We start from the raw sequence: 19,440 nt of genomic DNA on the forward strand, positions 1-19,440 counted from the left end.
CCGCCGATCGGCCGGACACCCAGGTTGCAGACAAGGACAACCGTCATGAACGACCAATCTTCCAACGAGGCCTTCGAAGCCTCGAGCTTCCTGCAAGGCGCCAACGCGGATTACGTCGAGCAGCTCTACGCCAATTACGCCAAGGATCCGGCCTCGGTCGATGCCAGCTGGCAGGCGTTCTTCGCCTCGCTCGGCGATGCAGAGACGGATGTGAAGCACGCCGCCAACGGCCCGGCCTGGACCCGGACCGACTGGCCGCAGTCGCCCTCGGGCGAGCTGATCGGCGCGCTGACCGGCGAATGGCCGGCGGTTCCGGCGAAGGAAGCCAAGGCGGCCGGCGACAAGATCAAGGCGAAGGCGGCCGATGCCGGCGTCCAGATCAGCGAAGAGCAGGTCCAGCGCGCTGTCCTCGATTCGGTGCGCGCGATCATGATCATCCGCGCCTTCCGCATCCGCGGCCACCTGATCGCCGATCTCGACCCGCTGCACATGCGCCCCGAAGAGGTCGTTCATTACCCCGAGCTCGACCCGGCGTCCTACGGCTTCACCGCCGCCGACATGGACCGGCCGATCTTCATCGACAACGTGCTCGGCCTCGTGCACGCCTCGATGCACCAGATCCTCGACATCCTGAAGCGCACCTATTGCGGCACCTTCGCGCTGCAGTACATGCACATCTCGAACCCCGAGGAATCGGCCTGGCTGAAGGAGCGGATCGAAGGCTACGGCAAGGAGATCCAGTTCACCCGCGAGGGGCGCCGCGCTATCCTCAACAAGCTGGTCGAGGCCGAAGGCTTCGAGAAGTTCCTGCACGTCAAATACATGGGCACCAAGCGCTTCGGCCTCGACGGCGGCGAAGCGCTGATCCCGGCGATGGAGCAGATCATCAAGCGCGGCGGCGCGCTCGGGATGAAGGAGATGGTGATCGGCATGCCGCACCGCGGCCGCCTGAACGTGCTGACCAACGTGATGGGCAAGCCGTTCCGCGCCATCTTCAACGAATTCCAGGGCGGTTCCTACAAGCCCGATGACGTCGACGGTTCGGGCGACGTGAAGTATCACCTCGGCACCTCGTCGGACCGCACCTTCGACGGCAACACGGTTCACCTGTCGCTGGTCGCGAACCCCTCGCACCTCGAAGCGGTCAACCCGGTGGTTCTGGGCAAGGTCCGCGCCAAGCAGGACCAGCTCAACGACACCGACCGCACCCAGGTTCTGGGCGTGCTGCTGCACGGCGATGCGGCCTTCGCCGGCCAGGGCATCGTGGCCGAGTGCTTCCAGCTCTCGGGCATCCGCGGTCACCGCACCGGCGGCACCATCCACATCGTGGTGAACAACCAGATCGGCTTCACCACGGCGCCGCATTTCTCGCGCTCCTCGCCCTATCCGACGGACATCGCGCTGATGGTGGAAGCCCCGATCTTCCACGTGAACGGCGACGATCCGGAGGCCGTGGTTCACGCCGCCAAGGTCGCGACCGAGTTCCGCCAGAAGTTCCACAAGGACGTGGTTCTGGACATCTTCTGCTATCGCCGCTTCGGTCACAACGAAGGCGACGAGCCGATGTTCACCAACCCGCTGATGTACAAGGCGATCAAGGGCCACAAGACGACCCTGCAGCTGTACACCGACCGGCTGGTCAAGGACGGCCTGATCCCGGAAGGCGAGATCGAGGACATGAAGGCCTCGTTCCAGTCGATGCTGAACGGCGAATTCGAGGCCGGCAAGACCTTCAAGCCGAACAAGGCCGACTGGCTCGACGGCAAGTGGACGGGGATGCAGCCGGAGGGCCGCGAATACACCCCCGGCGACACCGCCGTCTCGCCCGAGACCTTCGCCGAGGTCGGCAAGGCGCTGGTCAGCTATCCGGATGGATTCGACCTGCACAAGACGGTCAAGCGCAACCTCGAACACAAGGCGAAGATGTTCGAGACCGGCGAGGGCTTCGACTGGGCGACGGGCGAGGCTCTGGCCTATGGCTCGCTGCTGGCCGAGGGTCACGGCGTGCGTCTGTCGGGTGAGGACTCGGCGCGCGGCACCTTCTCGCAGCGCCATTCGGCCCTGATCGACCAGACCACCGAGGAACGCTTCTACCCGCTGAACCACATCAAGCCGGGTCAGGCGCATTACGAGGTGATCGACTCGGCGCTGTCGGAATACGCGGTGTGCGGCTTCGAATACGGCTACTCGCTGGCGGAACCGAACACGCTGACCCTGTGGGAAGGCCAGTTCGGCGACTTCGCCAACGGCGCTCAGATCATCTTCGACCAGTTCGTTTCCTCGGGCGAATCGAAGTGGCTGCGCATGTCGGGTCTCGTGCTGCTGCTGCCGCACGGCTACGAAGGCCAGGGGCCGGAGCACAGCTCGGCGCGTCTCGAACGCTATCTGCAGATGTCCGCGCAGGACAACTGGATCGTGGCGAACGTCTCGACGCCGGCGAACTACTTCCACATCCTGCGCCGCCAGATCAAGCGCAGCTTCCGCAAGCCGCTGGTGCTGATGACGCCGAAGTCGCTGCTGCGTCACCCGCTGTGCGTGTCGAAGGCCGAGGAATTCACCACCGGTTCGACCTTCCACCGCGTGCTGCACGATGACGCCGAGCGCGGCTATTCCGCCACCCAGCTGAAGCCCGACGCCGAGATCAAGCGCGTCGTGATCTCTTCGGGCAAGGTTTACTACGATCTGCTCGCCGAGCGTGACGCCCGCGGTCTGACCGATGTCTACCTGCTGCGTCTGGAACAGTTCTACCCGTTCCCGGCGAAGTCGCTGGAGCGCGAGCTGTCCCGCTTCAAGGGCGCCAAGGTGATCTGGTGCCAGGAAGAGCCGAAGAACATGGGCGGCTGGACCTTCGTCGAGCCGAACATCGAGGAGGTGCTGGTCAAGATCGGCGCGACGCACAACCGGCCGCGCTATGCCGGTCGCGTCGCCTCGGCCTCGCCGGCCACCGGCCTCGCCAAGATCCACAAGGCCGAGCAGGAAGCGCTCGTCAACGAAGCTCTGGAGGGCTGATCCATGACCGAAGTCCGCGTTCCCACGCTTGGCGAGAGCGTCTCGGAAGCCACCGTCGCCACCTGGTTCAAGAAGCCGGGTGACGCGGTGAAGGCCGACGAGATGCTGTGCGAGCTGGAAACTGACAAGGTGACCGTCGAGGTTCCGGCCCCCGCCGCGGGCGTGCTGGCCGAGATCGTCGCCAAGGAAGGCGAGACCGTGGGCGTGAACGCCCTGCTCGCCACGATCAGCGAAGCGGGGGCCGGTGCGGCCCCTGCCCAACCGAAAACCGAAAGCGCGGCTGCCCGGCAGACCGCAGCGCCGCAGTCGAATGAGGTCAAGATGACGGATGTGATGGTGCCCACCCTGGGCGAGAGCGTGTCGGAAGCCACGGTTGCCACCTGGTTCAAGAAGGTCGGCGATGCCGTCGCGCAGGACGAGATGCTGTGCGAACTCGAAACCGACAAGGTTTCGGTCGAGGTCCCCTCGCCCGTCGCCGGCGTGCTGACCGAGATCGTCGCCCCCGAGGGCGCGACCGTCGCCGCCGCCGCCCGTCTGGCCGTGGTCGCCGAAGGTGCGGCCGGTGCCGTCGCCGCTCCGGCGGCCGCCGCTGCCCCGGCCGCTGCCGCCGCTCCGGCCGGCAAGGATGTCGAGAACGCTCCCTCCGCCAAGAAGGCGATGGCGGAAGCCGGTCTCTCGGCCGCTCAGGTCACCGGCACCGGCAAGGACGGCCGCATCATGAAGGAAGACGTCGCTGCCGCGAAGGCCGCGCCGGTTGCCGCGCCTGCCGTGACCATCGCCCCGGCTCCGGCCTCGGTGCCGCGTTCGCCGGTTCCGGCCGATGACGCCGCCCGCGAGGAGCGCGTCAAGATGACCCGTCTGCGCGCCACCATCGCGAAGCGCCTGAAGGACGCCCAGAACACCGCCGCTCTGCTCACCACCTACAACGAGGTCGACATGACCGCGGTGATGGAGCTGCGCGCGGCCTACAAGGAGCAGTTCGAGAAGAAGCACGGCACCAAGCTCGGCTTCATGTCGTTCTTCGTGAAGGCCTGCTGCCACGCGCTGCAGGAGGTTCCCGAGGTCAACGCCGAGATCGACGGCGGCGACATCATCTACAAGCACTATGTCCACATGGGCGTTGCCGTCGGCACGCCGAACGGTCTGGTGGTTCCGGTCGTGCGTGACGCCGACCAGAAGGGCTTCGCCCAGATCGAGAAGGAAATCGCCGCCTACGGCAAGCGCGCCCGCGACGGCAAGCTGACCATGCAGGAAATGCAGGGCGGTTCGTTCACCATCTCGAACGGCGGCGTCTATGGCTCGCTGATGTCCTCGCCGATCATCAACCCGCCGCAGTCGGGCATCCTCGGCATGCACAAGATCCAGGACCGTCCGATGGTCGTGAACGGCCAGATCGTCATCCGCCCGATGATGTATCTCGCGCTCAGCTACGATCACCGCATCGTCGACGGCAAGGGCGCCGTGACCTTCCTCGTGCGCGTCAAGGAAGCGCTCGAGGATCCGCGCCGCCTGCTGATGGATCTGTGATCCGCACGCCCGGGTGACACGCGGGAGGCGGCCTGCCGCCTCCCTCCCTTTCCCTCTCCGGCCGGAATGCTCTTCCGGGGGCACCGCCGGAGACCCGGAGGCCGCTGACGCCTCCGGCATCCGTCAAAGGACTCTCCAAATGGCTGAATTTGATGTGATCGTGATCGGCGGCGGCCCCGGCGGCTATGTCTGCGCGATCCACTGCGCCCAGCTGGGCCTGAACACCGCCTGCGTCGAAGGGCGCGGCACGCTCGGCGGCACCTGCCTCAACGTCGGCTGCATCCCCTCGAAGGCGCTGCTGCACGCCACGCACGAGCTGCACGAGCTGCACGAGAACTTCGACAAGATGGGCCTCACCGAAGCCAAGGTGAAGGTCGACTGGAAGAAGATGCAGTCCTACAAGCAGGACGTCATCGACAGCAACACCAAGGGGATCGAGTTCCTGTTCAAGAAGAACAAGGTCACCTATGTGAAGGGCTGGGGCGAGATCGTCGCCGCCGGTCAGGTCAAGGTCGGCGACGAAGTGCATACCGCCAGGCACATCGTCATCGCCACCGGCTCGGAGCCCTCGGGCCTGCCGGGTGTCGAGGTCGCCTTCGACGAGGAAGTGATCGTCACCTCGACCGGCGCACTGTCGCTGCCGAAGATCCCGAAGTCGATGATCGTCGTCGGCGCCGGCGTGATCGGCCTTGAAATGGGTTCGGTCTATGCCCGCCTCGGCACCGAGGTGACGGTGGTCGAATATCTCGACGCCATCACCCCCGGCATGGATGCCGAGGTCGCCCGCAGCTTCCAGAAGATCCTGTCCAAGCAGGGCCTGAAGTTCGTTCTCGGCGCTGCGGTGCAGAAGGTCGAGAAGGGCAAGGGCAAGGCCTCGGTCAGCTACAAGCTGCGCAAGGACGACAGCGAAGCCACGCTGGAGGCCGATGTGGTCCTCGTGGCGACCGGCCGTCGCCCCTACACCAAGGGTCTCGGGCTCGAGGCGCTCGGCCTCGAGGTGCTGCCGCGCGGTCAGGTCAAGACCGATGCGCATTTCCAGACCAGCGTGCCCGGCATCTACGCCATCGGCGATGCGATCGTCGGCCCGATGCTCGCCCACAAGGCCGAGGACGAGGGCATGGCGCTCGCCGAGATTCTCGCCGGCAAGGCGGGTCACGTGAACTATGACGTGATCCCCGGCGTGATCTACACCACCCCCGAGGTCGCTTCGGTCGGCAAGACCGAAGAAGCGCTGAAGCAGGAAGGCCGCGCCTACAAGGTCGGCAAGTTCAGCTTCATGGGCAACGGCCGCGCCAAGGCGGTGATGCAGACCGAAGGCTTCGTGAAGATCATCGTCGACGCGGCGACCGACCGCATCCTCGGCGCCCATATCATCGGGCCGTCGGCGGGCGAGCTGATCCACGAGATCTGCGTCGGCATGGAATTCGGCGCCGCCGCCGAGGACATCGCGCTGACCTGCCACGCCCACCCGACCTTCTCGGAAGCGGTGCGCGAGGCGGCTCTGGCCTGCGGTCTGGGCGCGATCCACGCCTGATCCGTCAGAACACCCGAAATCGAAAGGGCGGCCCTCAGGGGCCGCCCTTTTGCTGTCCGGAGATCATCCGGCTGAGCCGGAGCGCGAAGGGCTCAGTGCCCCTCGCCTTTCGCCACGGCGTCCATCTTCGCCTGGAACTCGCGGCGCAGCGACTTGCGCAGCTCGGCCGCGCGCCAGCGGTGACGCTCCTCGGCGGTCTCGGGCTCCAGCGTCGGCACCGGGGTCGGCTTGCCGTCATCGTCGACCGCGACCATGGTGAAATAACAGCTGTTGGTGTGACGGCGGGTGCCCTTGGGGATGTTCTCCGCCTCGACCCGGATGCCGATTTCCATCGAGCTGTGGCCGGTGAAGTTCACCGACGCGGCGAAACGCACCAGCTCGCCCACGAGGATCGGCTCCTTGAAGGTCACCTGATCGACCGAGAGCGTCACCGCGTAGCGCCCCGAGTAGCGCGATGCGAGCGAGAATGCCACGCGGTCGAGCCACATCAGCAGCGCACCGCCGTGCACCTTGCCCGAGAAATTGGCGAGTTCCGGCGTCATCAGCACCGTCATCTCAAGCGTCTTGCGTTCCGATTCGGTCAGAGCCTGGGTCATGGGGAGAAATCCTTGTTTCCTGCGCGCACTTTGCGCGTGCAGCAAGAAAGATCAACCCCGCCGCGGCGTCATGCTGCGGTGCAGCATCGCCGTTTGCCCGCGATCACTGCGCCAGATGGCGCAGCCCCTGCGTGACGTCGGTGCGCACCGCGAGGCGCAGGCCCGGCTCGTCACCCGCCCGCAGCGCGGCCAGGATCAGCCGGTGATGGCGCGGCGGCTCGTTGCGGCGCAGCTTGCTGTAAAGCGCGCACATCGTCGGACCGAGCTGCAACCACACCGTCTCGATCACGGCGAGCATCGCCGGCGCCTGCGCGCGCAGGTAAAGCGTGCGGTGGAAATCCAGATTGGTGCGGATATAGGCCACCGGATCCTGTTTCGCGACGGCCTCGGCATTGGCGGTATTGATGACGCTCAGCCGGTCGATCAGCGCCAGATGCGCCCGCGGCAGCGCGCGCGAGGCCAGTTCCGGCTCGATCAGCGCGCGCAGGGCCGCCAGCTCCTCGATGCGCTCGTTCGACAGTTCCGGCGTGGTGACGCGCCCCGAGGACGAAAGGGTCAGCGCCCCCTCGGCGATCAGCCGGCGCAGCGCCTCGCGCACCGGGGTCATCGAGAGGCCGTATTGCCGGCCGAGCCCGCGCAGCGTCAGATGCTGTCCGGGCACAAGCTCGCCGAACATGATCTGCGTGCGCAGGGTGCGATACAGCCGATCATGCGCGGCGGTCTCGATCGGGCGTGTGGAAATGGTGGTCATGGTTCACAATTGGTCCGGCGGACAGCGCCGTCAACCTCCGTCCCCCCGAAAACGGATCGCCTGCAACGCGCCGCCCTCGCGCTTCAGCCAGGCGCGATGCGTGGCGTAATCGGGGCGCAGCCGCGCCACCACCGCCCAGAACGCCGGCGAGTGGTTCATCTGCGCCAGATGCGCCACCTCATGGGCCGCGACGTAATCGAGGACCGAAGGCGGCGCCATCGCCAGCCGCCAGGAATAGCTGAGCGATCCGTCCGCCGCGCAGGAGCCCCAACGCGAGCGCGTATCGCGCAGCGTGATCTTGCGAAACGGCCGGCCGAGCGCCGCCGCATAGCGCTCCGTCGCCTGTTGCAGCCGCAGCCGGGCGAGATGGCGCAGATAGGTCTCGACCCGGATCCCCAGGCGCGCCGGATCCTCGCCCACGACCAGCCAGTCGCCCTCGATCACCGGCGCCCGCGCCCGGCCGGGCACCAGCAGCAGCGCCCGCCCCTCGACCGGCAGGGTCATGCCGAAGGCGACCGGCTGCGGCCTCGGCATCCGCGAAAGCGCCTGACGCAGCCAGCCCGCCTGCGCGCGGGCGAAGGCCAGCCCCTCGGCCACCGAGGCCCGTTCGGGCAGCGTCAGCGAGACCGAGGCATCGATTCGCGACACCCGCAGACTGATCCGCCGCGCCCGCGCCGAACGCTTCAGCAGCAGCGTGACTCCGGGCAGTTCCGGCAGGACATGGGGTTGCGGCGGAACGGACATGGCCGGGGGGCCCCTTTCGGCGGGTTTCGGGCCCTGTCGCACCGCCCCTGCCCCGGAACGACCGCGCGATGCGAAAAGGCTTTGACACCCCGCGGGTCTTGTGGCAGTTGGCCTCGACTCTGTGCGAAAGAGCTTGCCAGGAGAATTCCATGCCGAAAGAGGAATGGGGCGTCAAGCGCCTCTGCCCGCATTGCGCGAGCCGCTTTTACGACCTGAATAAAGACCCGATGACCTGCCCGGTCTGCGACAGCAGCTTCACGCTCGAAAGCCTGACCAGCGCTGGCCGCAACCGCGCCCTGGTGCCGGAAAAGGCCCATGCCCGCGAGGCCGATCTGGACGTCGAGGATCTGAACGACGACGATCTGGACAATCCCGCCGCGGATACGGACATCGACGACGATCTGCTCGAGGACGACGACGACGATAACGTCTCGCTCGACGACATCGCGGATGTCGGCGGCGGCGAAGACGAACACTGAGCCCCTCAGGCGCGCCTGAGCGGGACGGGATCGGGGCGCAGGTCGGACCTGCGCCCCTTTTTCGTTTGCCCGGGATCCTTGCCGTGCCCCCGTTGCCAGCCGTCCGCAAAGGCGCTAGCCAGAACCACACCCCATTTCCCGTTTGCCCACGGAGGCCCAGATGAGCATCGACAAGGAAAGTGACGTCGCCGGAGACCTGCAGATCGGGCCGACCTCGCTCGGCATGGTGCGGATCTACGTGACCGGCGCCGGCTTCGAGCTGCCCTTCGACTTCGAACCCGAAGAGGCCGAGGACATCGCCGAGGAGCTGATGGCCGCTGCCGAACAGGCCCGCGCCATCGCCGACCGCGACGACAAGGACCAGAAGGGCAAGCCCGCTCCGAAGGGCAAACGCTGACCCCTGCGCCCCGGCCGCAAGCGCGAATTCGCGCTTGCAATCCCGCCGGCCTGCCGCTACACGGACGCCCGGAGCCGCCTTAGCTCAGTTGGTTAGAGCACTAGATTGTGGATCTAGGGGTCCCCCGTTCGAACCGGGGAGGCGGTACCACTCTCCCGAACATCGACGACATGACGTGTCTGCTTTTCGTGACACCTATGGCCCTCGCCGACCTGCCGCACGCGAAATCTCTCGTATCCGGATGAGCTGCTCTCCCCCTTCTCCCTGAACGGATCGAGGTCACGGACCCGACAAGCGCCCCGGAACGCCCTTCGGGTCCAGGGCGAGAGGCGACGCGTCCCTCCAGCCTGATGCCGACACGATCCGGCCCCCTCGCGCCAACCACCGACAGACACCCGATCCGACATCGGGCCCCGCAACAAGTCCGGACAACCGAACCGACGGCTCCGCCCCCGCCTCTTTCGCTTTGCTAAAAATATCCCGGGGGTGAATTTGCCTGAAAGGCAAAGAGGGGGCAGAGCCCCCCTTCGGACATCTCCGCCGAGACTCCCGGCGTCACAGCCGAATCGTCGAGATCTGCCTGCCGTAATCGGCTTCGCCCGCGTGGGTGGTGCGGCGATAGGAATAGAACCGCTCCGGATCCGAATAGGTGCAACGCCCGATCCAGCTCGCCTCGCCGATCCCCGCCTCGCGCAGCCGATGAAGCCCGAATCCCGGCAGATCGAACATCGGCCGCCCGTTCGGCCCACCCGAGAAGAACCGCCCATAGGCGTCATCCTCGACCAGAAAACTCTCCATGAAGTCATCCCCGACCTCATAGGCGCGCTGCGAGATGCACGGCCCGATCACCGCGACGGTCTCCTCGCGCCGCGCACCGAGCTTCTCCATCGCGTCGAGCGTCGCCTCCAGCACGCCGTTCAGCGCCCCCTTCCAGCCGGCATGCGCCGCGCCGATCACCCCGGCCTTGCGGTCGGCGAACAGCACCGGCTCGCAATCGGCGGTCAGGATGCTCAGCACCAGCCCCGGCCGGTCGGTCACCGCGGCATCGGCGCGCAGCGATTCGGAGGGCACATCCTGCAGCGTCACCACATCGGGCGAATGCACCTGATTGATCCCCACCAGCGCCTCGGGCGCGGCCTCCATCGCCTCGGCGACACGGCGGCGGTTCAGCGTGACGATCTCGCGCTGATCGCTCGATCCATAGCCGCAGTTCAGCCCCTGGAAGATGCCCGAGGACGCCCCCCCCTTGCGGGTGAAGAACCCGTGGCGAATCCCCCGAAGCTCGGGTGCGGTCAGAATTTCGAGGGTGCTGGACATGTCATAGCCTGCGTAGGGACAATCACGCGGCGTCGTCGAACCCCGGCGGCAGCGGAGCATGCGCCGGACGAATGGCGAGGCCTTTGAACAGGTGGCCCATTTCATCGGGGTGGGTCAAGCGCCGATGCGCGGCCACATGCGTTTCCAGCCGCTCCCCGCTCAGCCCGCGCGCCAGCGCCTGCGCCCGCGCCGTGATGCCGAGACGTTCGAGCAGCACGCCCTGCGCCGTCAGCCCCGAGACCTCTGCCCCCGCCGCCCGCGCGGCCTGCGCCAGCACCTCGAAATCGACATGCGCGGTCAGATCGGCAGCACCCGGCTCGGCGAAAGGATCGCAGGGCGCATGATCCTTCAGCGCCTGAAAGGTGTCGCCCAGACTGTGCCAGCCGCCGTAATCGACGATCAGCGCGCCCCCGCCGTGGCGCGCGATCCGCCCGGCGATCGCCGCGACGATCCCGGGTGCGGCGGGGCACAGCTCGACCACATCGCCCTCGCGGGTATCGGCAAGCCGCGGCTCCAGCGCGGCGACCGGCAGGGGCGCGGCGAGCCCCGGCACCAGACGATCCCCCTCGGCGCCGACGATGCGCTCCGCCCAGGCGGCACCGCGGCGCTCGTATTGCCGGATCGGCAGCGCGTCGAAGAACTCGTTCGCGACGAGGAACAAGGGCGCCTCGGGCAGATCCTCCACCCGGTCGAGCCAGGTGACGGCCCGGCCCTTCAGCGTCTCGCGCTGCACCCCGCGCAGCGTCGCCGAGGCCTCGATCAGATGGATGCGCGCGGCCTCCGCCATGCCCGGCACGGCGCGCATCGCGCGCAGCATGTCAGCCATCAGCGTGCCGCGCCCGGGCCCGGCCTCGGCCAGCACGAACGGCGCGGGCCGCCCCTGATCGAGCCAGACCTGCGCCAGACACAGCCCCAGCATCTCGCCGAACATCTGGCTGATCTCGGGGGCGGTGATGAAATCGCCCGCCCGGCCGAACGGATCGCGGGTGGCGTAATAGCCATGCGCCGGATGCAGCAGGCATTCGGCCATGTAACGGTCCAGCCGCATCGGCCCGGTCGCCGCGATCTCAGCCGCGATGATCCGGCCGAGTTCGGTCATGCCCGCGCCCGCTTCAGCGCGCGGATCGCGAAGAACAGTCCCACCGCGATCATCGGCAGCGACAGGATCTGCCCCATCGTCAGCCCGTAATCGCCGAATTGCAGCGCATAGCCGAGCGGATTGCCCGGCCCCTGGAATTCCGCATCGGGCTGACGGAAGAACTCGACGAAGGCGCGCGCGCAGCCGTAGCCCGTCAGGAACACCCCGACCGCCAGCCCCGGCCGCAACAACCCGCGCCCGAACAGCGCCAGCCCCCACAGAACCGAGCCGAGCACGATCCCCTCGAGCCCCGCCTCGTAAAGCTGCGACGGATGACGCGCGCAGAACCCGTCGATCTGCCCGGCGATGTCGTTGCACATCTGCGCCGCCTCGACCGGGAAGATCACGCCCCAGGGCTCATCCGTCGGCCGGCCCCACAGCTCGGGCTTGATGAAATTGGCGATCCGCCCGAGGAACAACCCGATCGGCGCCACCATCGCCACCGCATCGGCCAGCCGCAGCAGCCCGATCTTGTTGCGCCAGGCGAACCAGATGCAGGCGAGCGTGACCCCCAGAAACCCGCCATGGAAGGACATGCCGCCCTCCCACACCTTCAGCACCTCGGCCGGATGGGTCAGGTAATAGCCCGGCTCGTAGAACAGCACGAAACCGAGCCGCCCGCCCAGAACCACGCCCAGAACCACCGCGGTCAGCAGATCCTCGACCTTCTCGGGCGCCATCGGCGGGCTGCCGCCCCACAGCTTCGGGCGCCGCATCAGCGCGACGATGATCCGCCAGCCGGCCAGCAGCCCGACGATATAGGCCAGCGCATACCAGCGGATCGGCAGCCCGATGACCGGAATGACGAAGGCGTTCGGGTCGATATCGGGGAAGGAAATGGCCATGATCCGCTCTCAGCTGTGCGCGCGCGGCACAGGGGGGCCGCATCGCGGCGCAGGAAGCCCCGCACAGGACCGGAAGTCAACCTTGTGTCCGCCGCGCCCGAAGACCATATAGGGAAAAACCATGTGAGCGCGAGGACCGCGATGCAGACGCCGAACAAACTCTTCGACGAGATGTCCAAGCTGATGACCAACGCGATGGGCGTCGCCCAGGGCGCGAAGTCCGAGGCCGGGACCGCGATGAAAAGCTGGATGGACCGGTGGCTCGCCGATCACGATTTCGTCTCTCGCGAGGAATTCGATGCCGTCAGGCTGATGGCCCAGAAGGCCCGCGAGGAGAACGAGGCCCTCAGGGCCCGGCTCGACGCGCTGGAAGGCAAGACGAAATAAGACCGGCGTGTCCCCGGCTTGGGGGGGCGCATTGCACATCAGCCCCCCCGGTGGGGGCTGATGAACTGAGCTCTCCGCCCCCGTTCTCTTTCATCTTTCCGAAAATATCCCGGGGGTGAGGGCCGCAGGCCCGAGGGGGCAGAGCCCCCTTGCTTCGCCTTGCCGCCGGCACATCTCCGCCCGCGCCGGGCAGAACTGCCGCACCGCCCGCTCACTCCCCGATCGGCACCGCCCGCACCAGCGTCCCATCGGGGCGAAACAGCAGCACGCTGTCGCGATCGGTCACGACGATAGTGAATTCTTTCGCCACGGTCACTGCCTCGGCCTTCATGCCATCAGGCAGCGCGATCCGCGACGGCAGCGCGGGCAACGCCGTCCCCGGCGCACCCACGCTCCCCAGACGGGTGACAAGCAGCCCTATGACCGCTACAAGCCCGAAGATCATCACGGCGGTCAGCACCGTCACCAGAATTTTCAGAAAGCGCACCTCGGGCAGGCTGACCGCAGCAGGCTCCGGGCTGGTCGGATCGGAAGGCGTCATGTCTGGCATCTCGGAGAACATCCTGCGGGTCACGATCGGGGAAGCCCCCGCCGACCGTCTTGATAAGGCCTTGGCGGCCCTCGTGCCAGAGGAAGCGGCACTCTCGCGCTCGCGCCTCGCGCGGATGATCGCCGAAGGCGCCGTGCGCCGCGACGGCCAGCCCGTCACCGACCAGAAGGCCAGGGTCGCCGAGGGCGAGATCTACGAGATCACCCTCGATCCCCCCCGCACGGTCGAGACCGTGGCGCAGGACATCCCGCTCACCGTGGTCTGGGAAGACGAGGACCTGATCGTCATCGACAAGCCCGCCGGCCTCGTCGTCCACCCCGCCCCCGGCTCCGAGGACGGCACGCTGGTCAACGCGCTGCTGCATCACTTCGGCGGCCATCTCTCCGGCATCGGCGGCGAGGCGCGACCCGGCATCGTGCACCGCATCGACAAGGACACCTCGGGCCTTCTGGTGGTGGCGAAATCCGACCGCGCCCATCACAGCCTCGCCCGCCAGTTCGAGAAGCACAGCGTGCACCGTCATTATCTCGCCGTGGTGCATGGCGTGCCCTCGGCCGCCGATCCGCGGCTGCGCGGCACCCGCGGCGTCAGCTTCGAGCTCGGCGGCATCCTCAAGGTCACCTCGCAGCTCGCCCGCCACAAGACCGACCGCCAGCGTCAGGCGGTGATCTTCGAGGGCGGCCGTCACGCCATCACCCGCGCCCGCGTGGTCGAGGATTTCAACGGCGCCGCCGCTCTCGTCGATTGCTGGCTGGAGACCGGCCGCACCCATCAGATCCGCGTCCACATGGCCCATGCCGGCCACGGGCTGATCGGCGATCCGACCTATGGCGGCCGGCGCAAGCTGCAGACCAAACTGGTCGGCGAGGCGGGCGTCACTGCCGCGGGGGCCTTCCCGCGTCAGGCGCTCCACGCCGCGACGCTCGGCTTCGTGCATCCGGTCACCGGGGAGGAACTCGAATTCTCCTCGCCGCTGCCCGCGGACATGGAAGCACTGATCGCGGCTCTTCGCGCGGGTGCCGCGGCCGCCGGGGCTCACAACTGAACCCAAAAGTTCACTTTCTTGTCAGCCGCGCTTGCACCCCGGGCCAAAGCGCTTCATGTTTCGGTAAGGTTCCTGCGCCACAACGGGGCGCACAAAAGACCGGACAAGTCTTGAAACGACCGCCGCGGGTGCCCACCTGTTGCGGCCGATCAGGAAGAAAAGGGGTTCCATGACCACGACGTCCAGCTATGCCAACCTGCCCGCACCCAGCCCCGAACAGGGCCTGAACCGCTATCTGCAGGAAATCCGCAAGTTTCCGCTCCTCGAACCCGAGGAAGAATACATGCTGGCAAAACGTTGGGTCGACCATGAGGACCCGCAGGCCGCGCACAAGCTGGTCACCTCGCATCTGCGTCTGGCGGCCAAGATCGCCATGGGTTACCGCGGCTACGGCCTGCCGCAGGCCGAGGTGATCTCCGAGGCGAACGTCGGCCTGATGCAGGCGGTGAAGCGTTTCGACCCGGAAAAGGGCTTCCGCCTCGCGACTTACGCGATGTGGTGGATCCGCGCCGCAATTCAGGAATACATCCTGCGCTCGTGGTCGCTGGTGAAGCTCGGCACTACCTCGGCGCAGAAGAAGCTGTTCTTCAACCTGCGCAAGGCAAAGTCGAAGATCGGCGCCTATGAGGATGGCGATCTGCGCCCCGATGCGGTGAAACGCATCGCCCACGATCTGAACGTCACCGAGACCGAAGTGGTGGAGATGAACCGCCGCCTGTCGGGGGGCGATGCCTCGCTCAACGCGCAGGTCGGCTCGGCCGATGGCGACAGCGCCTCGCAATGGCAGGACTGGCTGGAGGACGAGACCGCGAATCAGGCCGAGACCTTCGCCGAGGCCGACGAGCTTTCCGCGCGGCGTGCCATGCTCGGCGCCGCGATGGACGTGCTGAACGAGCGCGAGCGCGACATTCTCACCGAACGGCGCCTGCGCGACGAGCCGGTGACGCTCGAAGAGCTGTCGGAGAAATACAAGGTCTCGCGCGAACGCATCCGCCAGATCGAGGTCCGCGCCTTCGAGAAGCTGCAAAACCGGATGCGCGAGCTGGCGAAGGACAAGGGCATGGTGATCCCGGCCTGACGGCCGGGGTCTTCCCGTTCCCGCACGCGCTCCGCACACCGGCAGAGCCCGAAAACGCCGTCAGCGGATCCGCCGGGGCCGCAGAATATGGCCCCGTTACCCCTGAAGGAACAGCTACGCCGGCCCTCTCGGACTCCGCGGCCTGAATCCGGTCTCCGTTACCGAACGGTAAAGCCTCACCCGCGCCGGAAGATCCGGGACACCAGAAGACGTTAAGCGCCGCGAAGGTTACGCGCCCCCTCTTCCGCACCATCCCCCACTCCACGGGGGCAGGCCCGGGTGACGAGCCCTCGCTCACGGGCCAGCGCCGCCCGCACTCCGGCCCGAAAGCCCGGTGCAACGCTCTCCTTGTCTTTCATCTTTCCGAAAATATCCCGCGGGGGTGAATTCGCGTCGCAGACGCGAAGAGGGGGCGCGAAGCCCCCTCCCTTGTTCCGTCCCGCAAAAGACCGACTTCAGCCCATCCGGGCGATGCGCTCCTCGAGCACGTCGAACGGCACGCCCGGCTCGTCCTTGGCGCAGCGGATCACCAGCGAGGTCTTCACGCTCGCCACGTTCTCGGCCGGCGTCAGCTCGCCCATCAGGAAGTTCTGGAAGGTCGACAGATCCGGCGCGACGCATTTCAGCACGAAGTCGATCTCGCCGTTCAGCATGTGGCACTCGCGCACCAGAGGCCAGGCGCGGCACCGGCTCTCGAAGCTCGACAGATCCGCCTCGGCCTGGCTTTGCAACCGCACCATCGCGAAGACCTGAACCTCGAAGCCCAGCTCGCGGGGGTTCACGTCGGCGTGGTAGCCCTGGATATAGCCCGCTTCTTCCAGTGTGCGCACCCGGCGCAGACAGGGCGGGGCGGAAATTCCCACCCGTTTCGCCAGCTCGACATTGGTCATACGGCCATCTGCCTGCAGCTCGGCCAGAATTTTCCGGTCGATCTCGTCAAGCTTTGTGCCGGCCATGGTCACCTCCGAATTTGAGCAGAACTTATCCGCAAGGCCGGGATTCCGCAATATTGTTTCTTGCCCGCGCCCCGCTTTGCAACGCGCCGCTTCGCCGCCGCATTACCTGCAGGGGAGGGGCGATGCAATGGGGGCTTCCCCGCCCCGGCTCCGTCCCTATATATCTTCCCCGCAGCTGACAGGAGAGGCCCCGATGTCCGACACCAAGAAAACCCGCGTTCTGATCATCGGCTCCGGGCCCGCCGGCTACACTGCGGCGATCTATTCCGCCCGCGCCATGCTGGATCCCGTTCTCGTGCAGGGGATGCAACCGGGCGGCCAGCTCACCATCACCTCCGACATCGAGAACTGGCCCGGCCAGACCGCCATCGGCGGGCCCGAGCTGATGGCCCAGATGGAAGAGCACGCCCGCGCCATGGGCACCGAGATCGTGATGGACATCATCACCTCGCTCGATCTGTCGCAGCGTCCGTTCACCGCGACCGGCGACAGCGGCACCACCTACAGCGCCGATGCGGTCATCCTCGCCACCGGCGCGCAGGCGCGCTGGCTCGGCCTGCCGTCCGAGGAGAAGTTCAAGGGCTTCGGTGTCTCGGCCTGCGCCACCTGCGACGGGTTCTTCTACCGCGGCAAGCATGTCGTGGTGATCGGCGGCGGCAACACCGCGGTCGAGGAAGCGCTGTTCCTGACCAATTTCGCCTCGAAGGTCACCGTGGTGCACCGCCGCGACAGCTTCCGCGCCGAGAAGATCATGCAAGACCGGCTGTTCCGCAACCCGAAGGTCGAGGTGCTGTGGAACCACACCGTCGAGGAGATCCTCGGCACCGAGGCGCCGACGCTCGGCGTGACCGGGGTGAAGCTGCGCAACACCGTGACGGGGGCCGAGAGCACGCTCGATTGCGACGGGTTCTTCGTGGCGATCGGCCATGCCCCGGCCTCGGAACTGGTCAGGGATCAGCTTGAGCTGCACCACGGCGATTACGTCAGGGTCGAGCCCGGCACCGCCCGCACCTCGATCCCCGGCGTCTTCGCCGCGGGCGATCTGACCGATCCGACCTATCGTCAGGCCGTCACCTCGGCCGGGATGGGCTGCATGGCGGCACTCGACGCCGAACGCTGGCTCGCCGAACAGGACGGCTGACGGACGGCCGTTCCGATCCCGGGGAGGCGCGGCCGACGCCCTCCCCCTTTCGGGGCATATTATCGCGGCATTGACCCTTTCCACAAAAGCGCCATGCCTTTTTCTTGAATTTAAACGGTTCATCGTTCTATTCGACCCGATGACCGCGATGTGCGCAGTCAAACAGTCAACAGGTTCGTCATGCCCCTATCCAACCTCGTCCCGATCCCCGAGCTTTACGTTTCCTACGAGTCCGCGCAGAAGCTGAAGGGCGAGGCGGCAGAGCTGCTGTCGTGGGATCTGACGCCGCGCCAGATCTGCGATCTGGAGCTGCTGATGAACGGCGGGTTCAATCCGCTCAAGGGCTTCCTGTCCGAAGCCGATTACAACGGCGTCGTCGACACCATGCGCTTGGCCGACGGCACGCTCTGGCCGATGCCGATCACCCTCGACGTCAGCGAGAAATTCGCCGAGCAGATCGCCCCCGGCACCGATATCGCGCTGCGCGACCAGGAAGGCGTGATCCTCGCCATCCTGTCGGTCACCGACAAGTGGAGCCCGGACAAGCATCACGAGGCCGAGAAGGTCTTCGGTGCCGACGACCTCGCCCACCCGGCGGTGAACTATCTGCACAATGTCGCAGGCCCGGTCTATCTCGGCGGCCCGATCACCGGTATCCAGCAGCCGGTTCACTACGATTTCAAGGCCCGCCGCGACACCCCGAACGAGCTGCGCGCGCTGTTTCGCAAGATGGGCTGGCAGAAGATCGTCGCCTTCCAGACCCGCAACCCGCTGCACCGCGCGCATCAGGAGCTGACCTTCCGCGCCGCGCGCGAGGCGCAGGCGAACCTGCTCATTCACCCCGTCGTCGGCATGACGAAGCCGGGCGACGTCGATCACTTCACCCGCGTGCGCTGCTACGAGGCGGTGCTCGACCAGTATCCCGCATCGACCACGGCGCTCAGCCTGCTGAACCTGGCGATGCGCATGGCCGGCCCGCGCGAGGCAGTCTGGCACGGGCTGATCCGCAAGAACCACGGCTGCACGCATTTCATCGTCGGCCGCGATCACGCCGGTCCGGGCAAGAACTCGCAGGGCGAGGACTTCTACGGCCCCTATGACGCGCAGGAGCTGTTCCGCGAATACGAAGACGAAATCGGCCTGAAGATGGTCGACTTCAAGCAGATGGTCTACGTCCAGGAACGCGCTCAGTACGAGCCCGCCGACGAGATCGCCGACAGCGACAAGGTGACGATCCTGAACATCTCGGGAACCGAGCTGCGCCGGCGCCTGCGCGAAGGCCTCGACATCCCCGAGTGGTTCTCCTTCCCCGAAGTGGTGGCAGAGCTGCGCCGCACCTCGCCGCCGCGCTCGAAACAGGGCTTCACGGTGTTCTTCACCGGCCTGTCGGGCTCGGGCAAGTCGACCGTTGCCAACGCGCTGATGGTCAAGCTGATGGAGATGGGCGGCCGCCCGGTGACGCTGCTCGACGGCGACGTGGTGCGCAAGCACCTGTCCTCGGAGCTCGGCTTCTCGAAAGAGCACCGCGACATCAACATCAAGCGGATCGGCTTCGTCGCCTCCGAGATCACCAAGAACGGCGGCATCGCGATCTGCGCGCCGATCGCGCCCTACACCGCGACCCGCCGCGCCGTGCGCGAGATGATCGAGGCCCATGGCGCATTCATCGAGGTCCATGTCGCCACGCCGATCGAGGAATGCGAAGCCCGCGACCGCAAGGGGCTCTACAAGCTCGCCCGCGAAGGCAAGATCAAGGAGTTCACCGGCATCTCCGACCCCTACGAGGCGCCCGAACACCCCGAGCTGCGCATCGACACCACCGGCGTCGACGTCGACCATTGCGCCCATGAGGTGATCCTCAAGCTCGAATCGATGGGCCTGATCAAGGGCTGATCCGCCCGGCAAGGCGCAAGAACGGCCGCCCCGCCTCTCCGGCGCGGGCGGCC

18 protein-coding genes and 1 tRNA gene are annotated in these 19,440 nt (G+C 66.9%); 11 read left to right on the forward strand and 8 right to left on the reverse strand.

Translation table 11 applies throughout. The features are described from left to right. Window positions 1-45 precede the first annotated feature (45 nt). The 3 genes from CG50_RS02315 to lpdA all read left to right on the forward strand — a co-directional run bounded on the left by CG50_RS02315 (window position 46) and on the right by lpdA (window position 6,070). A complete protein-coding gene (locus CG50_RS02315) occupies window positions 46-3,009 on the forward strand; it encodes a 2-oxoglutarate dehydrogenase E1 component (RefSeq protein ID WP_036634772.1) in 2,964 nt (987 codons plus the stop codon). Window positions 3,010-3,012: 3 nt separating this feature from the next. Next, window positions 3,013-4,536 (forward strand): 2-oxoglutarate dehydrogenase complex dihydrolipoyllysine-residue succinyltransferase, encoded by a 1,524-nt coding sequence (gene odhB, locus CG50_RS02320; RefSeq protein WP_036634773.1) that lies wholly within the window; start codon window positions 3,013-3,015, stop codon window positions 4,534-4,536. Window positions 4,537-4,675: 139 nt separating this feature from the next. Then, window positions 4,676-6,070, forward strand: coding sequence for a dihydrolipoyl dehydrogenase (lpdA, locus tag CG50_RS02325; protein WP_036634774.1), 1,395 nt, complete (start codon window positions 4,676-4,678; stop codon window positions 6,068-6,070). Between the two features lie 92 nt (window positions 6,071-6,162). Here the strand turns inward: lpdA and CG50_RS02330 are convergent, their stop codons facing one another. The 3 genes from CG50_RS02330 to CG50_RS02340 form a co-directional block, all read right to left on the reverse strand. Continuing rightward, window positions 6,163-6,666, reverse strand: coding sequence for an acyl-CoA thioesterase (locus CG50_RS02330; protein WP_036634776.1), 504 nt, complete (start codon window positions 6,664-6,666; stop codon window positions 6,163-6,165). A gap of 103 nt (window positions 6,667-6,769) precedes the next feature. Next, window positions 6,770-7,417: a GntR family transcriptional regulator gene (locus CG50_RS02335; RefSeq protein ID WP_036634779.1), complete on the reverse strand. Its 648-nt coding sequence runs from the start codon at window positions 7,415-7,417 to the stop codon at window positions 6,770-6,772. A gap of 30 nt (window positions 7,418-7,447) precedes the next feature. Further along, window positions 7,448-8,161 carry a M48 family metallopeptidase gene (locus CG50_RS02340; RefSeq protein ID WP_036634782.1) on the reverse strand — a complete coding sequence of 238 codons (714 nt, stop codon included), beginning with the start codon at window positions 8,159-8,161 and terminating at the stop codon, window positions 7,448-7,450. 149 nt (window positions 8,162-8,310) lie between these two features. On the opposite strand from CG50_RS02340, the gene CG50_RS02345 reads away from it, so the two are divergent. The 3 genes from CG50_RS02345 to CG50_RS02355 all read left to right on the forward strand — a co-directional run bounded on the left by CG50_RS02345 (window position 8,311) and on the right by CG50_RS02355 (window position 9,187). Continuing rightward, on the forward strand, window positions 8,311-8,640 hold the full coding sequence (locus CG50_RS02345; protein ID WP_036634785.1) for an FYDLN acid domain-containing protein: 330 nt from the start codon (window positions 8,311-8,313) through the stop codon (window positions 8,638-8,640). Between the two features lie 160 nt (window positions 8,641-8,800). After that, window positions 8,801-9,037: a DUF6324 family protein gene (locus CG50_RS02350; RefSeq protein ID WP_036634787.1), complete on the forward strand. Its 237-nt coding sequence runs from the start codon at window positions 8,801-8,803 to the stop codon at window positions 9,035-9,037. 73 nt (window positions 9,038-9,110) lie between these two features. After that, window positions 9,111-9,187 (forward strand) — tRNA-His (locus CG50_RS02355). Between the two features lie 405 nt (window positions 9,188-9,592). Here the strand turns inward: CG50_RS02355 and pgeF are convergent. From pgeF to lgt, 3 genes are read right to left on the reverse strand one after another with little or no spacing between them, the layout of a single operon-like run. Then, window positions 9,593-10,354: a peptidoglycan editing factor PgeF gene (pgeF, locus tag CG50_RS02360; RefSeq protein ID WP_036634789.1), complete on the reverse strand. Its 762-nt coding sequence runs from the start codon at window positions 10,352-10,354 to the stop codon at window positions 9,593-9,595. A 22-nt stretch (window positions 10,355-10,376) separates the two neighbouring features. Continuing rightward, window positions 10,377-11,453, reverse strand: a complete 1,077-nt coding sequence (locus CG50_RS02365) for a class I SAM-dependent methyltransferase (protein WP_036634796.1) — start codon at window positions 11,451-11,453, stop codon at window positions 10,377-10,379. Beyond that, on the reverse strand, window positions 11,450-12,337 hold the full coding sequence (lgt, locus tag CG50_RS02370) for a prolipoprotein diacylglyceryl transferase (RefSeq protein ID WP_036634802.1): 888 nt from the start codon (window positions 12,335-12,337) through the stop codon (window positions 11,450-11,452). The genes CG50_RS02365 and lgt overlap by 4 nt, the downstream gene beginning before the upstream one ends. A gap of 141 nt (window positions 12,338-12,478) precedes the next feature. Here lgt and CG50_RS02375 point away from each other — a divergent pair, with 141 nt between their 5' ends. After that, a complete protein-coding gene (locus tag CG50_RS02375) occupies window positions 12,479-12,724 on the forward strand; it encodes an accessory factor UbiK family protein (protein ID WP_036634805.1) in 246 nt (81 codons plus the stop codon). Between the two features lie 211 nt (window positions 12,725-12,935). Here CG50_RS02375 and CG50_RS02380 read toward each other — a convergent pair whose 3' ends face one another. Beyond that, window positions 12,936-13,265 carry a DUF6476 family protein gene (locus CG50_RS02380; protein ID WP_081880242.1) on the reverse strand — a complete coding sequence of 110 codons (330 nt, stop codon included), beginning with the start codon at window positions 13,263-13,265 and terminating at the stop codon, window positions 12,936-12,938. Here CG50_RS02380 and CG50_RS02385 point away from each other — a divergent pair. Continuing rightward, window positions 13,264-14,319 carry an RluA family pseudouridine synthase gene (locus tag CG50_RS02385; RefSeq protein ID WP_036634809.1) on the forward strand — a complete coding sequence of 352 codons (1,056 nt, stop codon included), beginning with the start codon at window positions 13,264-13,266 and terminating at the stop codon, window positions 14,317-14,319. The genes CG50_RS02380 and CG50_RS02385 overlap by 2 nt on opposite strands. Before the next feature lie 169 nt (window positions 14,320-14,488). Continuing rightward, window positions 14,489-15,397, forward strand: coding sequence for an RNA polymerase sigma factor RpoH (gene rpoH / locus CG50_RS02390; RefSeq protein WP_036634811.1), 909 nt, complete (start codon window positions 14,489-14,491; stop codon window positions 15,395-15,397). 455 nt (window positions 15,398-15,852) lie between these two features. On the opposite strand, the gene CG50_RS02395 is transcribed toward rpoH, so the two are convergent. Continuing rightward, on the reverse strand, window positions 15,853-16,353 hold the full coding sequence (locus CG50_RS02395) for an Lrp/AsnC family transcriptional regulator (protein WP_036634817.1): 501 nt from the start codon (window positions 16,351-16,353) through the stop codon (window positions 15,853-15,855). 193 nt (window positions 16,354-16,546) lie between these two features. Between CG50_RS02395 and trxB the strand changes: the two genes are divergently transcribed. Together trxB and CG50_RS02405 are read left to right on the forward strand one after the other, a co-directional pair. Beyond that, window positions 16,547-17,494, forward strand: a complete 948-nt coding sequence (gene trxB, locus CG50_RS02400) for a thioredoxin-disulfide reductase (RefSeq protein ID WP_152559404.1) — start codon at window positions 16,547-16,549, stop codon at window positions 17,492-17,494. Window positions 17,495-17,674: 180 nt separating this feature from the next. Beyond that, window positions 17,675-19,387 (forward strand): bifunctional sulfate adenylyltransferase/adenylylsulfate kinase, encoded by a 1,713-nt coding sequence (locus tag CG50_RS02405; protein ID WP_036634819.1) that lies wholly within the window; start codon window positions 17,675-17,677, stop codon window positions 19,385-19,387. Window positions 19,388-19,440 lie beyond the last annotated feature (53 nt).

Source organism: Paenirhodobacter enshiensis (genome assembly GCF_000740785.1).
Lineage (GTDB): Bacteria > Pseudomonadota > Alphaproteobacteria > Rhodobacterales > Rhodobacteraceae > Rhodobacter > Rhodobacter enshiensis.

Excerpts from the sequence above, each read along its gene's own strand:
- CG50_RS02315 (WP_036634772.1), top strand. The coding sequence starts at position 46 with ATGAACGACCAATCTTCCAACGAGGCCTTCGAAGCCTCGAGCTTCCTG.
- odhB (WP_036634773.1), top strand. The coding sequence starts at position 3,013 with ATGACCGAAGTCCGCGTTCCCACGCTTGGCGAGAGCGTCTCGGAAGCC.
- lpdA (WP_036634774.1), top strand. The coding sequence starts at position 4,676 with ATGGCTGAATTTGATGTGATCGTGATCGGCGGCGGCCCCGGCGGCTAT.
- CG50_RS02330 (WP_036634776.1), bottom strand. The coding sequence starts at position 6,666 with ATGACCCAGGCTCTGACCGAATCGGAACGCAAGACGCTTGAGATGACG.
- CG50_RS02335 (WP_036634779.1), bottom strand. The coding sequence starts at position 7,417 with ATGACCACCATTTCCACACGCCCGATCGAGACCGCCGCGCATGATCGG.
- CG50_RS02340 (WP_036634782.1), bottom strand. The coding sequence starts at position 8,161 with ATGTCCGTTCCGCCGCAACCCCATGTCCTGCCGGAACTGCCCGGAGTC.
- CG50_RS02345 (WP_036634785.1), top strand. The coding sequence starts at position 8,311 with ATGCCGAAAGAGGAATGGGGCGTCAAGCGCCTCTGCCCGCATTGCGCG.
- CG50_RS02350 (WP_036634787.1), top strand. The coding sequence starts at position 8,801 with ATGAGCATCGACAAGGAAAGTGACGTCGCCGGAGACCTGCAGATCGGG.
- pgeF (WP_036634789.1), bottom strand. The coding sequence starts at position 10,354 with ATGTCCAGCACCCTCGAAATTCTGACCGCACCCGAGCTTCGGGGGATT.
- CG50_RS02365 (WP_036634796.1), bottom strand. The coding sequence starts at position 11,453 with ATGACCGAACTCGGCCGGATCATCGCGGCTGAGATCGCGGCGACCGGG.
- lgt (WP_036634802.1), bottom strand. The coding sequence starts at position 12,337 with ATGGCCATTTCCTTCCCCGATATCGACCCGAACGCCTTCGTCATTCCG.
- CG50_RS02375 (WP_036634805.1), top strand. The coding sequence starts at position 12,479 with ATGCAGACGCCGAACAAACTCTTCGACGAGATGTCCAAGCTGATGACC.
- CG50_RS02385 (WP_036634809.1), top strand. The coding sequence starts at position 13,264 with ATGTCTGGCATCTCGGAGAACATCCTGCGGGTCACGATCGGGGAAGCC.
- CG50_RS02380 (WP_081880242.1), bottom strand. The coding sequence starts at position 13,265 with ATGACGCCTTCCGATCCGACCAGCCCGGAGCCTGCTGCGGTCAGCCTG.
- rpoH (WP_036634811.1), top strand. The coding sequence starts at position 14,489 with ATGACCACGACGTCCAGCTATGCCAACCTGCCCGCACCCAGCCCCGAA.
- CG50_RS02395 (WP_036634817.1), bottom strand. The coding sequence starts at position 16,353 with ATGGCCGGCACAAAGCTTGACGAGATCGACCGGAAAATTCTGGCCGAG.
- trxB (WP_152559404.1), top strand. The coding sequence starts at position 16,547 with ATGTCCGACACCAAGAAAACCCGCGTTCTGATCATCGGCTCCGGGCCC.
- CG50_RS02405 (WP_036634819.1), top strand. The coding sequence starts at position 17,675 with ATGCCCCTATCCAACCTCGTCCCGATCCCCGAGCTTTACGTTTCCTAC.